This is a genomic window from Streptomyces sp. NPDC090021 (assembly GCF_044748225.1).
Taxonomy (GTDB): domain Bacteria; phylum Actinomycetota; class Actinomycetes; order Streptomycetales; family Streptomycetaceae; genus Streptomyces.
In genome coordinates, this window is record NZ_JBIVFO010000054.1 from 1 (window position 1) to 15,396 (window position 15,396).

The 15,396-nt window shown below is 72.6% G+C and carries 16 protein-coding genes; 12 read left to right on the forward strand and 4 right to left on the reverse strand.

Features of this window, described 5'->3' with window-relative positions:
- The first annotated feature begins 446 nt into the window (after positions 1-446).
- The 3 genes from ACIPXC_RS31405 (at position 447) to ACIPXC_RS31415 (ending at position 3,292) form a co-directional block, all read left to right on the forward strand.
- Positions 447-1,103: a trimeric intracellular cation channel family protein gene (locus ACIPXC_RS31405; RefSeq protein WP_401624825.1), complete on the forward strand. Its 657-nt coding sequence runs from the start codon at positions 447-449 to the stop codon at positions 1,101-1,103.
- A 46-nt stretch (positions 1,104-1,149) separates the two neighbouring features.
- Positions 1,150-2,004: a thioesterase family protein gene (locus tag ACIPXC_RS31410; RefSeq protein WP_401624827.1), complete on the forward strand. Its 855-nt coding sequence runs from the start codon at positions 1,150-1,152 to the stop codon at positions 2,002-2,004.
- A 124-nt stretch (positions 2,005-2,128) separates the two neighbouring features.
- Positions 2,129-3,292, forward strand: a complete 1,164-nt coding sequence (locus ACIPXC_RS31415) for a cysteine desulfurase family protein (protein WP_401624829.1) — start codon at positions 2,129-2,131, stop codon at positions 3,290-3,292.
- 13 nt (positions 3,293-3,305) lie between these two features.
- Here the strand turns inward: ACIPXC_RS31415 and ACIPXC_RS31420 are convergent, their stop codons facing one another.
- Complete coding sequence (locus tag ACIPXC_RS31420) at positions 3,306-3,971, reverse strand: N-acetylmuramoyl-L-alanine amidase (RefSeq protein ID WP_401624831.1); 666 nt, start codon at positions 3,969-3,971, stop codon at positions 3,306-3,308.
- 69 nt (positions 3,972-4,040) lie between these two features.
- Here ACIPXC_RS31420 and mnmA point away from each other — a divergent pair, with 69 nt between their 5' ends.
- Together mnmA and ACIPXC_RS31430 are read left to right on the forward strand one after the other, a co-directional pair.
- A complete protein-coding gene (gene mnmA, locus ACIPXC_RS31425) occupies positions 4,041-5,174 on the forward strand; it encodes a tRNA 2-thiouridine(34) synthase MnmA (protein ID WP_401624833.1) in 1,134 nt (377 codons plus the stop codon).
- The gene (locus tag ACIPXC_RS31430) at positions 5,175-5,657 is read left to right on the forward strand and encodes an ATP/GTP-binding protein (RefSeq protein ID WP_401624835.1); all 483 of its coding nucleotides are present in this window, start codon (positions 5,175-5,177) and stop codon (positions 5,655-5,657) included.
- 287 nt (positions 5,658-5,944) lie between these two features.
- Here the strand turns inward: ACIPXC_RS31430 and ACIPXC_RS31435 are convergent, their stop codons facing one another.
- Together ACIPXC_RS31435 and ACIPXC_RS31440 are read right to left on the reverse strand one after the other, a co-directional pair.
- Entirely contained in the window at positions 5,945-6,142 is a 198-nt protein-coding gene (locus ACIPXC_RS31435; protein ID WP_401624837.1) for a DUF397 domain-containing protein, read from the reverse strand.
- An 11-nt stretch (positions 6,143-6,153) separates the two neighbouring features.
- Entirely contained in the window at positions 6,154-7,005 is an 852-nt protein-coding gene (locus ACIPXC_RS31440) for a helix-turn-helix domain-containing protein (RefSeq protein ID WP_401624839.1), read from the reverse strand.
- A 278-nt stretch (positions 7,006-7,283) separates the two neighbouring features.
- Between ACIPXC_RS31440 and ACIPXC_RS31445 the strand changes: the two genes are divergently transcribed.
- Entirely contained in the window at positions 7,284-7,799 is a 516-nt protein-coding gene (locus ACIPXC_RS31445; RefSeq protein WP_401624841.1) for an ATP-binding protein, read from the forward strand.
- A gap of 176 nt (positions 7,800-7,975) precedes the next feature.
- Positions 7,976-8,494, forward strand: coding sequence for a M48 family metallopeptidase (locus tag ACIPXC_RS31450; protein WP_401624843.1), 519 nt, complete (start codon positions 7,976-7,978; stop codon positions 8,492-8,494).
- Between the two features lie 20 nt (positions 8,495-8,514).
- On the opposite strand, the gene ACIPXC_RS31455 is transcribed toward ACIPXC_RS31450, so the two are convergent.
- Positions 8,515-9,438, reverse strand: coding sequence for an NADP-dependent oxidoreductase (locus ACIPXC_RS31455; protein WP_401624845.1), 924 nt, complete (start codon positions 9,436-9,438; stop codon positions 8,515-8,517).
- A gap of 111 nt (positions 9,439-9,549) precedes the next feature.
- On the opposite strand from ACIPXC_RS31455, the gene ACIPXC_RS31460 reads away from it, so the two are divergent.
- From ACIPXC_RS31460 to ligA, 5 genes are all read left to right on the forward strand, one after another.
- On the forward strand, positions 9,550-10,518 hold the full coding sequence (locus ACIPXC_RS31460; RefSeq protein ID WP_401624847.1) for a GlxA family transcriptional regulator: 969 nt from the start codon (positions 9,550-9,552) through the stop codon (positions 10,516-10,518).
- A 95-nt stretch (positions 10,519-10,613) separates the two neighbouring features.
- Complete coding sequence (locus tag ACIPXC_RS31465) at positions 10,614-10,958, forward strand: DUF1330 domain-containing protein (protein ID WP_401624849.1); 345 nt, start codon at positions 10,614-10,616, stop codon at positions 10,956-10,958.
- A gap of 325 nt (positions 10,959-11,283) precedes the next feature.
- A complete protein-coding gene (locus ACIPXC_RS31470) occupies positions 11,284-11,973 on the forward strand; it encodes an SDR family oxidoreductase (RefSeq protein ID WP_401624851.1) in 690 nt (229 codons plus the stop codon).
- Positions 11,970-12,953 carry a methionine synthase gene (locus tag ACIPXC_RS31475; RefSeq protein ID WP_401624853.1) on the forward strand — a complete coding sequence of 328 codons (984 nt, stop codon included), beginning with the start codon at positions 11,970-11,972 and terminating at the stop codon, positions 12,951-12,953. Before ACIPXC_RS31470 ends, ACIPXC_RS31475 begins: the two co-directional genes overlap by 4 nt.
- A 30-nt stretch (positions 12,954-12,983) precedes the next feature.
- Entirely contained in the window at positions 12,984-15,185 is a 2,202-nt protein-coding gene (ligA, locus tag ACIPXC_RS31480; RefSeq protein ID WP_401624855.1) for an NAD-dependent DNA ligase LigA, read from the forward strand.
- Positions 15,186-15,396 lie beyond the last annotated feature (211 nt).

Genomic DNA, 15,396 nt, shown 5'->3' on the forward strand with positions numbered 1-15,396 from the left:
GGGGGGGGGGGCGGCGGGGGCCCCCCGGGGGGGGGGGGGGGCGGGGGGGGGGGGGGGGCCCCCCCCCCCCCCCCGCCCCACGACCGGCCTCGCCGGAACCGTCCAGGCCTGCCTGCCTGACCCAGCCCCGGCAAACCCGGCCCGGCCGGTGGGTGAGGCGCGGGGGTTCGGGGGCGAAGCTCCGGGCCATCGGCCCGCCCCCCGGCCGCGGTGGCGGAGCCCCGCATTCCGCCGAGCCCGCCGCAGGCGGCGCGGCATTCGCCGGCGGTGGCCGGAGCCGAAGGTTCCGTCGCCGACCCGCCTTGGGCGGCGTTCGGGGCGCGGGTCCGGGGCGGAGCTCCGGGTCGTCGGCCCGCACCCGGGTCGGCCCGCACCCGGGTCACGGTGGCGGAGCCCCGGATTCCGCCGAGCCCGCCGCAGGCGGCGCGGCAGGTGACAATGGCCCGGTGCTCCACGATCTCTTCCCGCCGGGGGTCCAGCATGCCCTGGACCTCGCCGGCATCTTCGTCTTCGCCACCTCCGGCGCCCTGCTCGCCGTCCGCAAGAACTTCGACGTCTTCGGCATCGCCGTCCTCGCCCTCGTCACGGCCCTCGGCGGAGGACTCTTCCGCGACCTGGTCATCGGCGCCGTCCCGCCGGCCGCCTTCGGCGAGCTGAGCTTCTTCGTCACCCCGCTCGTCGCCGCCGCGTTCGTCTTCTTCCTGCACCCCGAGGTCCAGCGGATCAACCGGGCCATCAACGTCTTCGACGCCGCCGGCCTCGCGCTGTTCTGCGTCACCGGCACGACCAAGGCCTACGAGTACGGCCTCGGCCTGACCGCGTCCGCCGCGCTGGGCCTCGCCACGGCCGTCGGCGGCGGCGTACTGCGCGACGTCCTGGTCAACGAGGTGCCCTCGCTGCTGCGCGACCGCGAGATGTACGCCGTGCCCGCCACCGTCGGCGCGGCGATGGTCGCCGTCTCCATCGCCCTGGATTCGCTCAACGCGGTCACCACCGCCCTGGCGATCGTCACGACCTTCGTCCTGAGGCTGCTCGCCATGCGCTTCCACTGGCGGGCGCCGCTGGCCTGGAACCGGCGCTCCTCGGTGGCCGAAGAGCCGTAACACAAGAAAGCTACCGCTTAGTAGTAAGCGGGTGTACCGTCGTTCCATGTCATATGCAGCTGCCCAGGCATCCATCGGCGACAGCGAGTTCGACCGCGACACCGCCATCATCGAACGCGCGGACGAGCCCGGCGTGTACGACGCGGAGCTCTCCGCCGGCTGGACGATCATCGCCGCCGTCAACGGCGGCTACCTGCTGGCCCTGGTCGGCCGGGCTCTGGCGGCGGCCCTCCCGCACCCGGACCCCTTCACGGTGTCCGCGCACTACCTGACCTCCTCCGTACCCGGCCCCGCCGTGATCCGCACCGAGATCGTCCGGGTCGGCCGCACGCTCTCCACCGGCCAGGCGTCGCTCTTCCAGTACGACGAGCACGGCAACGAGGTCGAGCGCATCCGCGTCCTCGCCTCCTACGGTGACCTCGCGTCCCTGCCCGACGACGTGCGGACGGTCGCCGTGCCGCCGCTCATGCCCTCCTACGAGAACTGCATCGGCCCCGAGGCCGGCCCCGCACCGATCCCCGGCAGCTCCGCCATCGTGGACCGGCTCCGGCTCCGGCTGGACCCGGCGACGGCGGGCTGGGCCGTCGGCTCACCCTCCGGCAAGGGAGAGATGCGGGCCTGGTTCGAGCTGGCCGACGGCCGCGACGCCGACCCGCTCTCCATGCTCCTCGCGGTGGACGCGCTGCCGCCGACCGCCTTCGACCTCGGCCTGGTGGCCTGGACCCCGACCGTGGAACTCACCACGCACATCCGCCGCCGCCCGGCCCCCGGCCCGCTACGGATCTCCATCACCACCCGCAACCTGGCCGGCGGCTTCCTGGAGGAGGACGCCGAGGTCTGGGACTCCACCGACCACCTCGTCGCCCAGTCCCGCCAGCTGGCGCGCGCCCTGCGCATGTGACCCCCGGCGCGCGGCGCGGCGCCCGGCCGGGAGACCGCGGGGCGGGCACGAGCCCCCCACGGCCCGGCCGGATCGGGTCCCGCCGGGCGGACGGTCGCGGGAGGGCCCCTAGAATCGGGGGATCATGGCCTACCTCGACCACGCCGCCACCACCCCCATGCTGCCGGAGGCCGCCGCGGCGATGACCGCGCAGTTCGCCGCCACGGGGAACGCCTCCTCCCTGCACGCCGCCGGCCGCCGGGCCCGCCGTACCGTCGAGGAGGCCCGCGAGGCCTTCGCCGAGGCGATCGGCGCCCGCCCCAGCGAGGTGGTCTTCACCGCGGGCGGCACGGAGGCCGACAACCTCGCCGTCAAGGGCCTCTACTGGGCCCGGCGCGACGCGGACCCCGTGCGGACCCGGATCATCGCCAGCCCCGTCGAACACCACGCCGTGCTCGACGCCGTGCACTGGCTCGCCGAGCACGAGGGCGCCCAGGTCGACTACCTGCCCGTGGACCGCTACGGACGCGTCCACCCCGACGCCTTCCGCGAAGCCGTCGAGCGCAACCCCGACGACGTCGCCCTGGCCACCGTCATGTGGGCCAACAACGAGATCGGCACCGTCATGCCGGTCCGGGAACTGGCCGACACCGCCCGCGAGGCCGGGATCCCGTTGCACTCCGACGCCGTCCAGGCCTTCGGGCAGCTCGACGTCCACTTCGGCGAAAGCGGCCTCGCCGCCATGACCGTCAGCGGCCACAAGATCGGCGGCCCCTACGGCATCGGAGCGCTGCTCCTGGGCCGCGACCAGAGCCCCGTACCCGTCCTGCACGGCGGCGGCCAGGAGCGGCATGTCCGCTCCGGCACCCTCGACGTGCCCGCCATCGCCGCCTTCGCGGTGGCCGCCGTCCTCGCCGCCGAGCGGCGCGAGCAGTTCGCCGCCGAGATCGGCGCCCTGCGCGACGAACTGATCGCCGCCGTCCTCGCGGCCGTGCCCGACGCCGTCCTCGGAGGGGACCCCAACGAGCGGCTTCCGGCCAACGCACACTTCAGTTTCCCCGGCTGCGAGGGCGACTCCCTGCTGCTCCTGCTCGACGCCCAGGGCATCGAGTGCTCCACCGGCTCGGCCTGCACCGCGGGCGTGGCCCAGCCGAGCCACGTCCTGCTGGCGGCCGGCACCGACCCGCAGCTGGCCCGCGGCACCCTGCGCTTCTCCCTCGGCCACACCTCCACCAAGGAGGACGTCGCCGCCCTGGCCGCCGCCATCGGCCCGGCCGTCGAACGCGCCCGGACGGCAGGCCTCAGCTGAGCTCCCGGGAGGCTCAGGCCGAAGCGGCCAGGGCCTCCCGGACCATGCGTATGTAGCGGTCCCAGTCCCAGTGCTCGCCCGGGTCTGTGTGGTCGGCGCCCGGCACCTCGGAGTGCCCGACGATGTGCGTGCGGTCGGGCCGTATGCCGTAACGGCGGCAGATGTCGGCCGCCAGCCGCGCCGACGCCGCGTACATGGCGTCCGTGAAGTCCTTCGGCCGGTCCACGAAACCGACGTGCTCGATGCCGACGCTGCGCTCGTTCATCGAGCGGTTCCCCGCGTGGAAGGCCACGTCCAGCTCGCGCACCATCTGCTCCACATGACCGTCGCCGCGGACTATGTAGTGCGCCGACGCCTTGTGCCACGGGTTCTTGAAGGCGTCCACCGAGGACCGGAAGCCGCCCTGCGTGACATGCACGACGATCCGGTCCACCCGGTAGTCGTCGGGCCGGTCCGCCAAACGCCAGTTCGCCGGGGACGCCGGGGTCCACCCCGCACCCGCGTGGTCGATCTCACCCTCCTTGCGCGGCTTGGACACCCCTGGCAGCAGCCAGTACCCGCGCCGGATCTCGTCCCGCCCCACCACCGCCGCCGCGGCCGCCACTCCGAGGCCACCGAACAGGACCGCACGGCGCGTGCGGCTCTTCGGCCTCGACCCGGTGTTCCTCTGCCCGGTCATGTGATCCACCCCCCTGACCCGATAACGCGCTGTGACCCCGCCCGGTTCCCCCGTACCCTGGACGGTGCTATGACTGAGAACCTGCCGCGCACCGACCGCCCCCTTCGCGTCCTGGCCGCCATGTCCGGCGGAGTGGACTCCGCCGTCGCCGCCGCCCGTGCCGTCGAAGCCGGGCACGACGTGACCGGCGTCCACCTCGCGCTCTCCGCGAACCCGCAGTCCTTCCGGACCGGCGCCCGCGGCTGCTGCACCATCGAGGACTCCCGCGACGCCCGCCGCGCCGCCGACGTCATCGGTATCCCCTTCTACGTCTGGGACCTCGCCGAGCGCTTCCGCGAGGACGTCGTCGAGGACTTCATCTCCGAGTACGAGGCCGGGCGCACCCCGAACCCCTGCCTGCGGTGCAACGAGAAGATCAAGTTCGCCGCGCTGCTCGACAAGGCCCTCGCCCTCGGCTTCGACGCCGTCTGCACCGGCCACTACGCCACCGTCGTGCTCAAGGAGGACGGCTCCCGCGAGCTGCACCGTGCCTCCGACATGGCCAAGGACCAGTCGTACGTCCTCGGCGTCCTCGACGAGAAGCAGCTCGCCCACGCCCTCTTCCCGCTCGGTGACACCCTCACCACCAAGGAGGAGATCCGGGCCGAGGCGGAGGAGCGCGGCCTGGCCGTCGCGAAGAAGCCCGACAGCCACGACATCTGCTTCATCGCGGACGGCGACACCCAGGGCTTCCTCGCGCACCGCCTCGGCAAGGCCGAGGGCGACATCGTCGACGGGGCCACCGGCGAGAAGGTCGGCACCCACGACGGCGCCTTCGGCTTCACCATCGGCCAGCGCAAGGGCCTGCGGATCGGCCACCCCGCCCCCGACGGCAAGCCGCGCTACGTCCTCGACATCTCCCCGGTGAACAACACCGTCACCGTCGGCCCCGTCGAAGCCCTCGACGTCAGCGCCCTCACCGCGATCCGTCCCCGCTGGTGCGGTGCCGAGGCGGCCGCCCCGGGCACCTACACCGCCCAGCTGCGTGCCCACGGCGGCGAGACCGAGGTCTTCGCCGAGGTCGTGGACGGCGAGCTGCGCGTGTCCTTCACCGAGCCCGTCCGCGGCGTGGCCCCCGGCCAGGCGATCGTGCTCTACGACGGCACCCGCGTGGTCGGCTCCGCCACCATCGCGACGACGACGCGGGCCGCGGCCGCCGTCTGAGTGGCCGACGTCGGCACCCACGCCTGGTTCGCCTTCCTCGGCCCCCTGCTGACCATGCTGAACAGGAAGGGCGGGGGAGTCCTGCTCGCCGACCAACTGGACTCCAGCCTGTACCCCGTGCTCGCGGCGGAGGTCGTTCGCCTCTTCCAGGACGAGGACGCCAACCCGCAGCTCGCACAGCTCGTCTTCACCCCGCACGACGCCACCCTGCTCGGCCCCTCGGTCACGGAGCGCCCGCTCGACCGGGACCAGGTCTGGATCGCGGTCAAGGAGGGAAGCGGCGAGTCATCCCTCTACCCGCTCCTCGCCGCCCGCAAGGCACGCAACGACGAGAACCTGGAGCGCCGCTACCTGCACGGCCACTACGGCGGGGTACCACGCCTGGCCACGGGCGAGGTCGCCCGCCAGCTCGCCGTACTGGAACGGCGCCTCGCGCAGCAGACGGGATCGGAACCGGAGCCGAAGGCGACGACGACAGCGTGAGCAGACCACCCGCGGAGAGCCGGCGCGTCAACCGGCGGAAGGGCCGGCCCGAGGAGCCCCGCTCCCTCCGGCGCGACCTCGGCTCCCACCCGGACAGGTCGTCCCGGATCATCTACCTCGCGGCCGAGGGCGAGCGGAACGGTCGCTGGGCCCGGTGCGTGCGGTCCGCGCACGCAATGAGGCTTTGGGCAGATCGAGAAGCGCCGAGTGGTGCAGCTGGGTCCGGTCGATGACCTGCTGAGTGGCCGAGTGCGCGTCGCGAAGGCTGACCGGTACCGGAACGTCCGTCATCGCGGGGTGACGCTCAGTGACGTCTGCGCGTTGACGACCAGAGCTGCGAGCGCGGCTCTGGTGGTCGTGATGACCCGGCTGGGGAAGACGCTGTCCCGGATTGCCACGCCGTCGCCCTCGCAGATGGCGATTTCGACGCATGCGTTGCCGGAAGCCTCGGAGTACGAGGACTTGAACCAGCTCAACTCGGACAAGACGGCACCTCTTAAAGATCTCCGGCGATGGCGAGGATGAGGTCCCTCGACTCTCCCGGATTCAACGTCACCTGTTCGACCAAGTCCAGCCGCTCCCGGAAGTTGGCCAGTTGCGTCGGTGCGTCGAAGAAGACCGCGCCGATCGGCGAGTCCACCTCCACGGTGTCCAGGTGCGGGTTCGGCGCCGAGGCGTACATCACCGTATCCCCGGCCATGGGGAAGCCTTCGGCGGTGAAGGGGATGACGAGAAGCCGGACGTTGGGGCGCTCACTCTCGTCAAGGAGGCGCATCAGCTGACGCTTGGCGACGTGGCTGCCGCCGATGCGCATCCGGAGGGCCGACTCGTGGATCAACCCCACGTACGGCACGCCCCGGTCCTGTGTGATCACGCTGTGCCGCGCCAGCCGGTGGGCTACCCGCAGCTCCACTTCCAGCCGGGGGAGTGCCGGAACGAACAGGTCGAACAGGGCCCGTGCGTGCTCCTCGGTCTGGAACAGACCTGGGATGTGGGCCGTCTGGAGCGTCCGCAGACTCGTGGCGTGATGCTCCAGTTCCGCCACGTCCAGGAAGTCCGGTGGGATCTTGCCCCGGTACTCGTCCCACCAGCCTTTTGTGCGCCCTCCGGTCATCGCGGCCAGGGCTTCGATGAGTCCGGTGTCGTTGCATTCGTAGATGCTCGCGAGGCGGTGGAGCCGCCCTTCGCTGATGCCGAACCGTCCCGATTCGATGTTGGAGATCATCGTGCGGTCCGCGCCCAGACGCTCCGCTGCAGCCGGTGCGGACAGCCCGGCGCCTTCCCTCAGGCGGCGCAGTTCCGCGCCGAAGCGCCGCTGTCGGATGGTCGGGTAGTGCCTCGGTGCCATGTGTCAACTCCTCCCTCGCGCGCACAGTTTGCCGACAGCGGTACCTGATCGTCCATCGAAACTAGAAGCACTACCCGTTTCAGTGAATGAGGTAGCACGGGTTTTAGTTTCGGGGCTAGCGTGTGACGCAAGCCACTCGTCGCAGACCTGTAGGCGGAAGCGCACCGACCGCTCAACCCCCAAGGCGGGGAAGGTGGGACGGCAAGCCACCGGCACGGACAAGACGACGCGACACGTGGCCGACGGAGATCCCTCACGCCGCACATGGAGGTGCCCGCGTGACACGCGAAACGGACAAGAGTCGGGGCGGGGCGGTGGCCCCGCCGCCGATCGCCTTCGCCGAACCCTGGGAGTACGAGCTCCACTTCCCCCGGGACCCCCGCGCACCTGGCATCGCGCGGACCACCTTGCGGGCCGTGCTCGACGCGCACGGGCTCGACGAACTTACCGACCGTGCCGAGCTGTTGGCCTCCGAGCTCGCGACCAACTCCGTTCGGCACGCCAAGGGGCCCGCCTCCGTGCGGTTGCGCTGGGCGTGCCCCGTGCTGCGGGTCAGCGTCTCCGACTCCAGCCCGGTGTTCCCCATGGAGGTCCCCGCCACGATCGCATGGGACGCCGAGGGAGGCCGGGGGCTGGCCATACTCGAACTCGTCGCGGACCAGTGGGGCGGCTGCTGCCTCGACGAGAAGCTGTTCGGGACCGGCGGCAAGACCATCTGGTTCGAGCTGCGGACCGGGAGGGGCGGGCCCGACGCGCCTCCGACCCCGCCGGCAGCCGCCGCCCTCGCGGCCTGAACAACGGCCCCAGCGCGCGGCTGCGGGACCGGCACGCCGCCCTGGCCCGGGGCCCGGACGTCGACCAGCGCGGTGGGGTCACCTCTTCGCCGTACCGGCCGACGCGGATCCGCGAGCGGTGGCCGCGGCCGTCCGGTCCCGGCTTCCCCGGCTCGCGGATGAGGTCCGGCGCCGCCGTGCCCGCCCCCCCCGAGCCCGTCAAGGAACTTGTCGGCGGCAGCAGCTTCGCCTACCTCGGCCGCCGGTACCGGCTCAGGCTGGTACCGGCGGGCGAGGGAGGGCGGGTGCGGCTGCGAGCCGGATGGCTGGAGCTTCCCGCCCCCGCCACGCCTTCGGCCGGTTCCGACGCCCTGGCCGCCTGGTACACCGAGCGCGGGCAGCGGTGGCTCGCCTCCCGGATGCCGGCGATCGCCCTCCGCATGGGGGTGCGGCCGACCGAGGTCGCCGTGGACGACCTCGGGGAGCGATGGGGCTGGTGCGGCCCCGACAGGCGGATCGCCGTGCACTGGGCCGTCATGCAGTTGCCGGCGAGCCTGGTCGATTTCGTCCTCGTGCACGAGCTGTGCCACCTGAAGGTGCCGGGACACGGCCCCGCCTTCCGGCGGGAGATGGGCCTCGCCCTTCCCGGGCACCAGAGCCGCGAGGAACTGTTCGCACAGGAAGAACCGTTCCTGTGGCGAGGGGCGGTCCGGTAGGCCCGACTGCTGTCCGGCGTTCAGGCGACCGTCAGGACGATCTTGCCGGTGGTGCGGCCCAGCTCGCCGATCTCGTGGGCTTTCGCCGCCTGCTCCAGCGGCAGCACCGTGTCGACCAGCGGCTTGAGCAGGCCCTGCTCAACCAGGGCCGCGATCTCCTCCAGGCCCTTCAGGTCAGGCTCCACGATCATCCAGGAGGCCCGCACGCCCTGCGTATCGGCCGGAAGGCCGTCCGGGCCGAGCAGGGTCACCAGGTGGCCGCCCGGCCTCAGCACCTTCAGCGAGCGCTGCCCGTGGTCCCCGCCCATGGCGTCGATCACCACGTCCACGTCCGTGACGGCGTCCTCGAAGTCCGTGGTGCGGTAGTCGATCACCTCGTCGGCGCCGAGTTCGCGCAGCAGGTCGTGCTTGGCCGCGCTCGCGGTGCCGATCACGTACGCCCCCCGGGCCTTGGCGATCTGCACGGCCAGGTGGCCGACCCCGCCCGCCGCGGCGTGCACCAGCACGCGCTGCCCGGCCGATACCCCGGCGGTGTCCACCAGCGCCTGCCAGGCGGTCAGCGCCGCCAGCGGCAGCGCGGCCGACCGTACGTGGTCCAGCGAGGCGGGCTTGCGGGCGAAGTGCCGGGCGGGACCGGTGACGTACTCGGCGTAGGCGCCGGCCTGCTGCGGGAAGCGGGGCATCCCGTACACCTCGTCGCCCGCCCGGTAGAGGGTCACGCCCGGTCCGACGGCCTCGACCGTGCCGGACACGTCCCAGCCGACCTGCGGGACCGGCCCCCAGGGGATCAGGGCGCCGGAGGCCCGGGCCTTCCAGTCGACCGGGTTCACCCCGGCCGCGCGGACCCGCACCAGGATCTCGCCCATGCCCGGTTCCGGGCGGTCCAGCTCGGTCTCGGTCAGTACCTCGGGTCCGCCCCACTGGCTGACGACGACGGCGCGCATGTGTTTCTCCTCGCATGTTCCAGCTGCTCGGGTGCTGCTGCGGCACCAGCTTCGGCGCCGGAGCACACGCGTGGTGTTGGCCATACGGCCACCATCTGTCAGGATCTGGCCATGCATCGGATCGCTGTACTGGCCCTTGAAGGGGTCCCCCCGTTCGAGCTCGGGATCCCCTCCCGGGTCTTCGGCAACGCCTACGACGAGGCCGGGAACCGCCTCTACGAGCTGACCGTCTGCACCGCCGACGGACGGCCCGTGACCAGTGACGCGGGCTTCACCGTCGGCGTCTCGGCGGGCCCCGAGGCTCTCGCCGCGGCCGATACCGTGATCATCACGCCCACCCACTCCATGGACGAACTCGCGCAGGGCGCGCCCCTGCCGCAGCCGCTGGCAGACGCCCTCGCCGCGATCAGGCCCGGCACCCGGCTGGTCTCCCTCTGCACCGGCTCGTACGTCCTCGCCGCCGCCGGGCTGCTCGACGGCCGGCCCGCCACCACGCACTGGGCGCACGCGCCCGAGTTCCAGCGGGGCTTCCCCCGCGTCCGGCTCGACGACGAGGTCCTCTTCGTCGACGACGGCGACGTCCTCACCTCGGCGGGCGTGGCCGCCGGCGTCGACCTCTGCCTGTACATGATCCGCCAGGACCACGGCTCCGCCGTCGCCAACCGTGCCGCGCGGCTGTGCGTCGTACCGCCCTGGCGCGACGGCGGCCAGGCGCAGTACATCGACCGGCCCGTCCCCGAGCCCACCGTCGCCACCACCACAGCCACCCGCGCCTGGGCCCTGGAACGGCTCGGCGGGCCGATCACCCTCACGGAGCTGGCCGCCCACGCCCGGATGAGCCTGCGCACCTTCACGCGTAGGTTCCGCGACGAGGTCGGCATGACCCCCGTGCAGTGGCTCACCGCGCAACGACTGGAGGTCGCCCGCCACTTGCTGGAGTCCAGCGACCTGCCGGTCGACCTGGTCGCCCACCGCTCCGGCTTCGGCTCCGCGGGCTCCCTGCGCCAGCACATGCGCACGTCCCTCGGCATCTCCCCGATCGCCTACCGGCGCACCTTCCAGCCCGCCGCCCCGGCATGACCCCCGAGGTAATCGCCACCCCGGGGCGCGCGCTGACAGGATCGGACCGACGGCCCGCACCGGCGGACCGGCCGGCATCGACAGGGGAGCAGACCATGACCGCGTACGCCATCGCCCACCTCCGCCCCGAGACGATGAACGAGGACGTCCTCACCTACATCGAGGCCATCCAGTCGACCATGAACCCCTTCGGCGGCCGCTTCCTCGTGCACGGCAAGGAGGTCGAGGTCCTGGAGGGCCCCTTCCCCGGCACCGTCGTCGTCATCGGCTTCCCCGACATCGAGCGGGCCCGCGCCTGGTACGCCTCCGACGCCTACCGGGCCATCCTCCCGCTGCGGACGCGGCACATAGCGGGCGAGGCCGTCCTGGTCGAGGGCGTCCCGGCCGACTACGACGCGACGGAGACGGCCGCCCGTCTGCGCGCCGAAGCCGGCCTCTGACGGTCAACCCCGCCGCGTTCGTCCTCGCGGGGCCGGGGGGGGGGGTGGACCCGCCGCCGCTCCTCGTTACGGACGCAGGCGCTGCGGCGGTCGGCCCGGCCGAGGGCCGACGCACGGGCCCGGCCGGTCACCGGGCTCCCCGACACCGCGATCGGCCGGGACTCCGTGCCCGCCGCCACGGCGGGGCAGGCGGTGCCCGCCCCTGCGCGGTGCCTGCCCCTGCGCGGTGCCTGCCCCTGCGCGGAGCGCGCTCGTGCAGCCGCCGCCGGTACCTGACCTTGACCTTCGGGCTCCGCGCGGGCTCAGGGGTGCGAGCATGGGCCCCATGGCTACTCACCTGATCACCGGTGCCGGCTCCGGCATCGGCGCCGCCGTCGCGACCCGCCTGCACGCCCGCGGCGACGACCTCGTCCTCCTGGCCCGCGACGCCGCCCGCGGCAAGCAGCTCGTCGAGCGCTACCCCGGCTCCCGGGTCCTCGTGGGCGACCTCGCCGACCCCGACCGGCTCTCCTGGGCCTTCTCCAAGCAGGCGATCCCCGAGCGCATCGACTCGCTCCTGCACATCGCCGGGATCGTGGACCTCGGACCGGTGGGGGAGCTGCGCCCCAAGACCTGGCACCAGCAGCTCAACGTGAACCTGATCGCCCCCGCCGAGGTGACCCGGCTGCTGCTGCCCACCCTGCGCGCGTCCAAGGCCACCGTCGTCTTCGTCAACTCCGGCGCCGGCCTCAACGCCCACGCCGACTGGAGCGCGTACGCCGCTTCCAAGCACGGCCTGAAGGCCCTCGCCGACTCGCTGCGCGCCGAGGAGCGGGCCAACGGCGTCCGCGTCACCTCCGTCTACCCGGGCCGCACCGCCAGCCCCATGCAGGCCAAGGTGCACTCCCAGGAGGGCAAGGAGTACGACCCCGCCGCCTGGATCGACCCCGAGTCGGTGGCGACCACCATCGTCATGGCCGTCGACCTGCCCCGCGACGCCGAGGTCAACGACCTGTCCGTCAGGCCGGGCCGATGAGCGCCGGCGCGACCGGCGTCGGCTCGCTGCCCGGCGGCGACGCCCGCGAGGCCGCGAAGACGGCGACCGGCTCCTTCGAGGACTTCCCGTACCTGCCCGAACTGCCGGCCCGCGGGCCCGGCGCGGACATGATCGGGCGCTCGACCGGGCTGCTCGTCGACATGTACGCGCACGTGGAGCCCAGCGGCTGGCGGATCAGCGACCGGCCCGGGCGCGACACCCGCCGGGCCCGGTCCTGGCTCGGCGAGGACCTGGACGCGCTGGAGGAGTTCACCCAGGGCTACACCGGCAGGCTCAAGATCCAGGCGGTCGGGCCGTGGACGCTGGCCGCCGCGCTGGAACTGCACGGCGGCGAGGCGATGCTGCAGGACGCCGGCGCCTGCCGGGACCTGGCCGGATCGCTCGCCGAGGGCCTGCGCGAGCACCTGGCCGACGTGCGCAAGCGGATCCCCGGCGCCGACATCGTGCTCCAGCTCGACGAGCCGTCCCTGACCGCCGTGCTGCTCGGCCGGGTCCGCTCCGCGAGCGGCTACCGCACCTACCGCGCCGTGGACCGGCAGGTCGTCGAGGGCACGCTGCGCGAGGTGTTCGCCGTCCACGACGGCGAGGTGATCGTCCACTCCTGCGCGCCCGAGGTCCCCTTCGGCCTGCTGCGGCGGGCCGGTGCCACAGGAGTGTCGTTCGATTTCTCCCTGCTCACGGAGCGCGAGGACGACGCCGTCGGGGAGGCCGTCGAAGGCGGCACGAAGCTGTTCGCCGGAGTGGTGCCGGGTACCGACAGCCCGTTGTCGGACCCGGGCGGTAGCGTCATGGGTGTCAGGAAGCTCTGGCGCAGGCTGGGACTGGCCCCGGGGACTCTCGCGGAGTCCGTCGTGGTCACCCCCTCGTGCGGTCTGGCAGGTGCCTCGCCCGCCTACGCCCGCGCGGTGCAGGCACATTGCGTCAGAGCGGCGAGGTCGCTCGCCGACAACCCTGAGTGACGGTCGGGACGGGCCACGGGAGGACACGGCATGGCAGCCGAACAGCAGGACACGGCAGTACCGGCGGCGGTGCGCGAACAGCACCAGCTGCTGGCCGAGCAGGTCGAGGAGCACCGCTTCCGGTACTACGTGAACGACCAGCCGGTCGTCAGCGACGCCGAGTTCGACCGGCTGCTGCGTTCGCTGGAGGTGCTGGAGGAGCAGTACCCGCAGCTGCGCACGCCGGACTCGCCCACCCAGAAGGTGGCCGGGGCCTACGAGACGGACTTCGCCTCCGTCGAGCACCGCGAGCGCATGCTCTCCCTCGACAACGCCTTCGACGACGAGGAACTGTCCGCCTGGGCCGAGCGGGTGGCCCGGGACACGGGCACCTCCGCCTACCACTACCTGTGCGAGCTGAAGGTGGACGGCCTCGCCGTCAACCTCACCTACGAGAACGGCCGCCTGACCCGTGCGGCCACCCGCGGCGACGGCCGCACCGGTGAGGACATCACGCCCAACGTTCGCACCATTGGCGAGATCCCGGACCGTCTCTCGGGGGACCGGATCCCGGCGCTCGTCGAGATCCGCGGCGAGGTCTACTTCCCGATGGAGAAGTTCGAGGAGCTCAACGCGAGACTCGTCGAAGCCGAGGGCAAACCCTTTGCCAACCCGCGCAACGCCGCGGCGGGATCGCTGCGCCAGAAGGACCCGAAGGTCACCGCGAGCCGCCCGCTGCACATGGTCGTCCACGGCATCGGCGCCCGCGAGGGCTTCGCGATCGAGCGCCAGTCGCAGGCGTACGAGCTGCTGCGCGAGTGGGGCCTGCCCACCGCCCGGCACAACAAGGTGGTCTCCTCGCTCGCCGAGGTCCGGGACTTCATCGCGGAGTTCGGCGAGAACCGGCACTCGGTGGAGCACGAGATCGACGGCGTCGTCGTCAAGCTCGACGAGATCGCCCTCCAGGGCCGCCTCGGTTCCACCGCCCGCGCCCCGCGCTGGGCCATCGCCTGGAAGTACGCGCCCGAAGAGGTCAACACCAAGCTGATCGACATCAAGGTCGGCGTCGGCCGCACCGGGCGCGTGACCCCGTACGCCCAGGTGGAGCCGGTCACGGTGGCCGGTTCCGAGGTCGAGTTCGCGACCCTGCACAACCAGGAGGTCGTCAAGGCCAAGGGCGTGCTCATCGGGGACACCGTGGTCCTGCGCAAGGCCGGCGACGTCATCCCCGAGATCCTCGGCCCGGTCGTCGACCTGCGCGACGGCACCGAGCGGGAGTTCGAGATGCCGGCGGACTGCCCCGCCTGCGGGACCGCGCTGCGGCCCATGAAGGAGGGGGACATCGACGTCCGCTGCCCCAACGGGCAGAGCTGCCCCGCCCAGTTGCGCGAGCGGCTCTTCTACCTGGCGGGCCGGCAGTCCCTGGACATCGAGAACTTCGGCATGGTCGCGGCGGCCGCGCTGACCGGGCCGCTGGAGCCTGCGGAGCCGCCGCTGCTCGACGAGGGAGACCTCTTCGACCTGACCATCGAGCAGCTGCTGCCCATCAAGGCGTACGTCCTGGACCAGGACAGCGGACTGCCCAAGCGCGACCCGAAGACGGGCGAGGAGAAGATCGTCACGGTCTTCGCCAACCAGAAGGGCGAGCCGAAGAAGAACGCCCTGGCGATGCTGGAGAACATCGCCGCCGCCAAGGAGCGGCCGCTCGCCCGCATCATCAACGGCCTGTCCATCCGCCATGTCGGACCGGTCGCGGCCGAGGCCCTCGCCCGCGAGTTCCGGTCCATCGCGGCCATCGAGGCGGCCACCGAGGAGCAGCTGACCGCCACCGACGGGGTCGGGGCGATCATCGCCGCCTCCCTCAAGGAGTGGTTCGCGGTCGACTGGCACCAGGAGATCCTGCGCAAGTGGCGGGAGACCGGGGTGCGGATGGAGGAGGAAGGTTCCGCCGAGGACGAGGGACCGCGTCCCCTGGAGGGGCTGACCGTGGTCGTCACCGGCACTTTGCAGAACCACACCCGGGACGGCGCCAAGGAGGCCCTGCAGAGCCGCGGCGCCAAGGTGACCGGATCCGTCTCCAAGAAGACCTCCTTCGTCGTGGTCGGCGACAACCCCGGCTCGAAGTACGACAAGGCCGTCCAGTTGAAGCTGTCCATCCTCGACGACGCCGGTTTCGCCGTGCTGCTGGAACAGGGCCCGGACGCGGCGCGCGAGGCCGCGCTCCCGCTGGACGGCGCGGCCGAGGGCGAGTAGGACGGGGAGCGATCCCCGAGGGGGAGTAGCGAAGGCGAACGGATGCGTGGCGTGCGGCCGTACGGGCGGGCGCACGCCAGGCGTGGCGGACGGTGGTAAACGGCCGGTACAAGGCTGGTCGCAGGGCGGTGACCTGTCGGATCATCGGACGGATGGCAGGGGGCCCCGCCCAAACTCACCCGTTCGGCGGATACCGTACTGATGAGGATGG

Coding starts and splice junctions, on each gene's coding strand:
- ACIPXC_RS31440 (WP_401624839.1), bottom strand. CDS start 7,005: ATGGCACCGAGGCACTACCCGACCATCCGACAGCGGCGCTTCGGCGCG.
- ligA (WP_401624855.1), top strand. CDS start 12,984: ATGGCAGCCGAACAGCAGGACACGGCAGTACCGGCGGCGGTGCGCGAA.
- mnmA (WP_401624833.1), top strand. CDS start 4,041: ATGACTGAGAACCTGCCGCGCACCGACCGCCCCCTTCGCGTCCTGGCC.
- ACIPXC_RS31420 (WP_401624831.1), bottom strand. CDS start 3,971: ATGACCGGGCAGAGGAACACCGGGTCGAGGCCGAAGAGCCGCACGCGC.
- ACIPXC_RS31465 (WP_401624849.1), top strand. CDS start 10,614: ATGACCGCGTACGCCATCGCCCACCTCCGCCCCGAGACGATGAACGAG.
- ACIPXC_RS31475 (WP_401624853.1), top strand. CDS start 11,970: ATGAGCGCCGGCGCGACCGGCGTCGGCTCGCTGCCCGGCGGCGACGCC.
- ACIPXC_RS31470 (WP_401624851.1), top strand. CDS start 11,284: ATGGCTACTCACCTGATCACCGGTGCCGGCTCCGGCATCGGCGCCGCC.
- ACIPXC_RS31410 (WP_401624827.1), top strand. CDS start 1,150: ATGTCATATGCAGCTGCCCAGGCATCCATCGGCGACAGCGAGTTCGAC.
- ACIPXC_RS31460 (WP_401624847.1), top strand. CDS start 9,550: ATGCATCGGATCGCTGTACTGGCCCTTGAAGGGGTCCCCCCGTTCGAG.
- ACIPXC_RS31455 (WP_401624845.1), bottom strand. CDS start 9,438: ATGCGCGCCGTCGTCGTCAGCCAGTGGGGCGGACCCGAGGTACTGACC.
- ACIPXC_RS31415 (WP_401624829.1), top strand. CDS start 2,129: ATGGCCTACCTCGACCACGCCGCCACCACCCCCATGCTGCCGGAGGCC.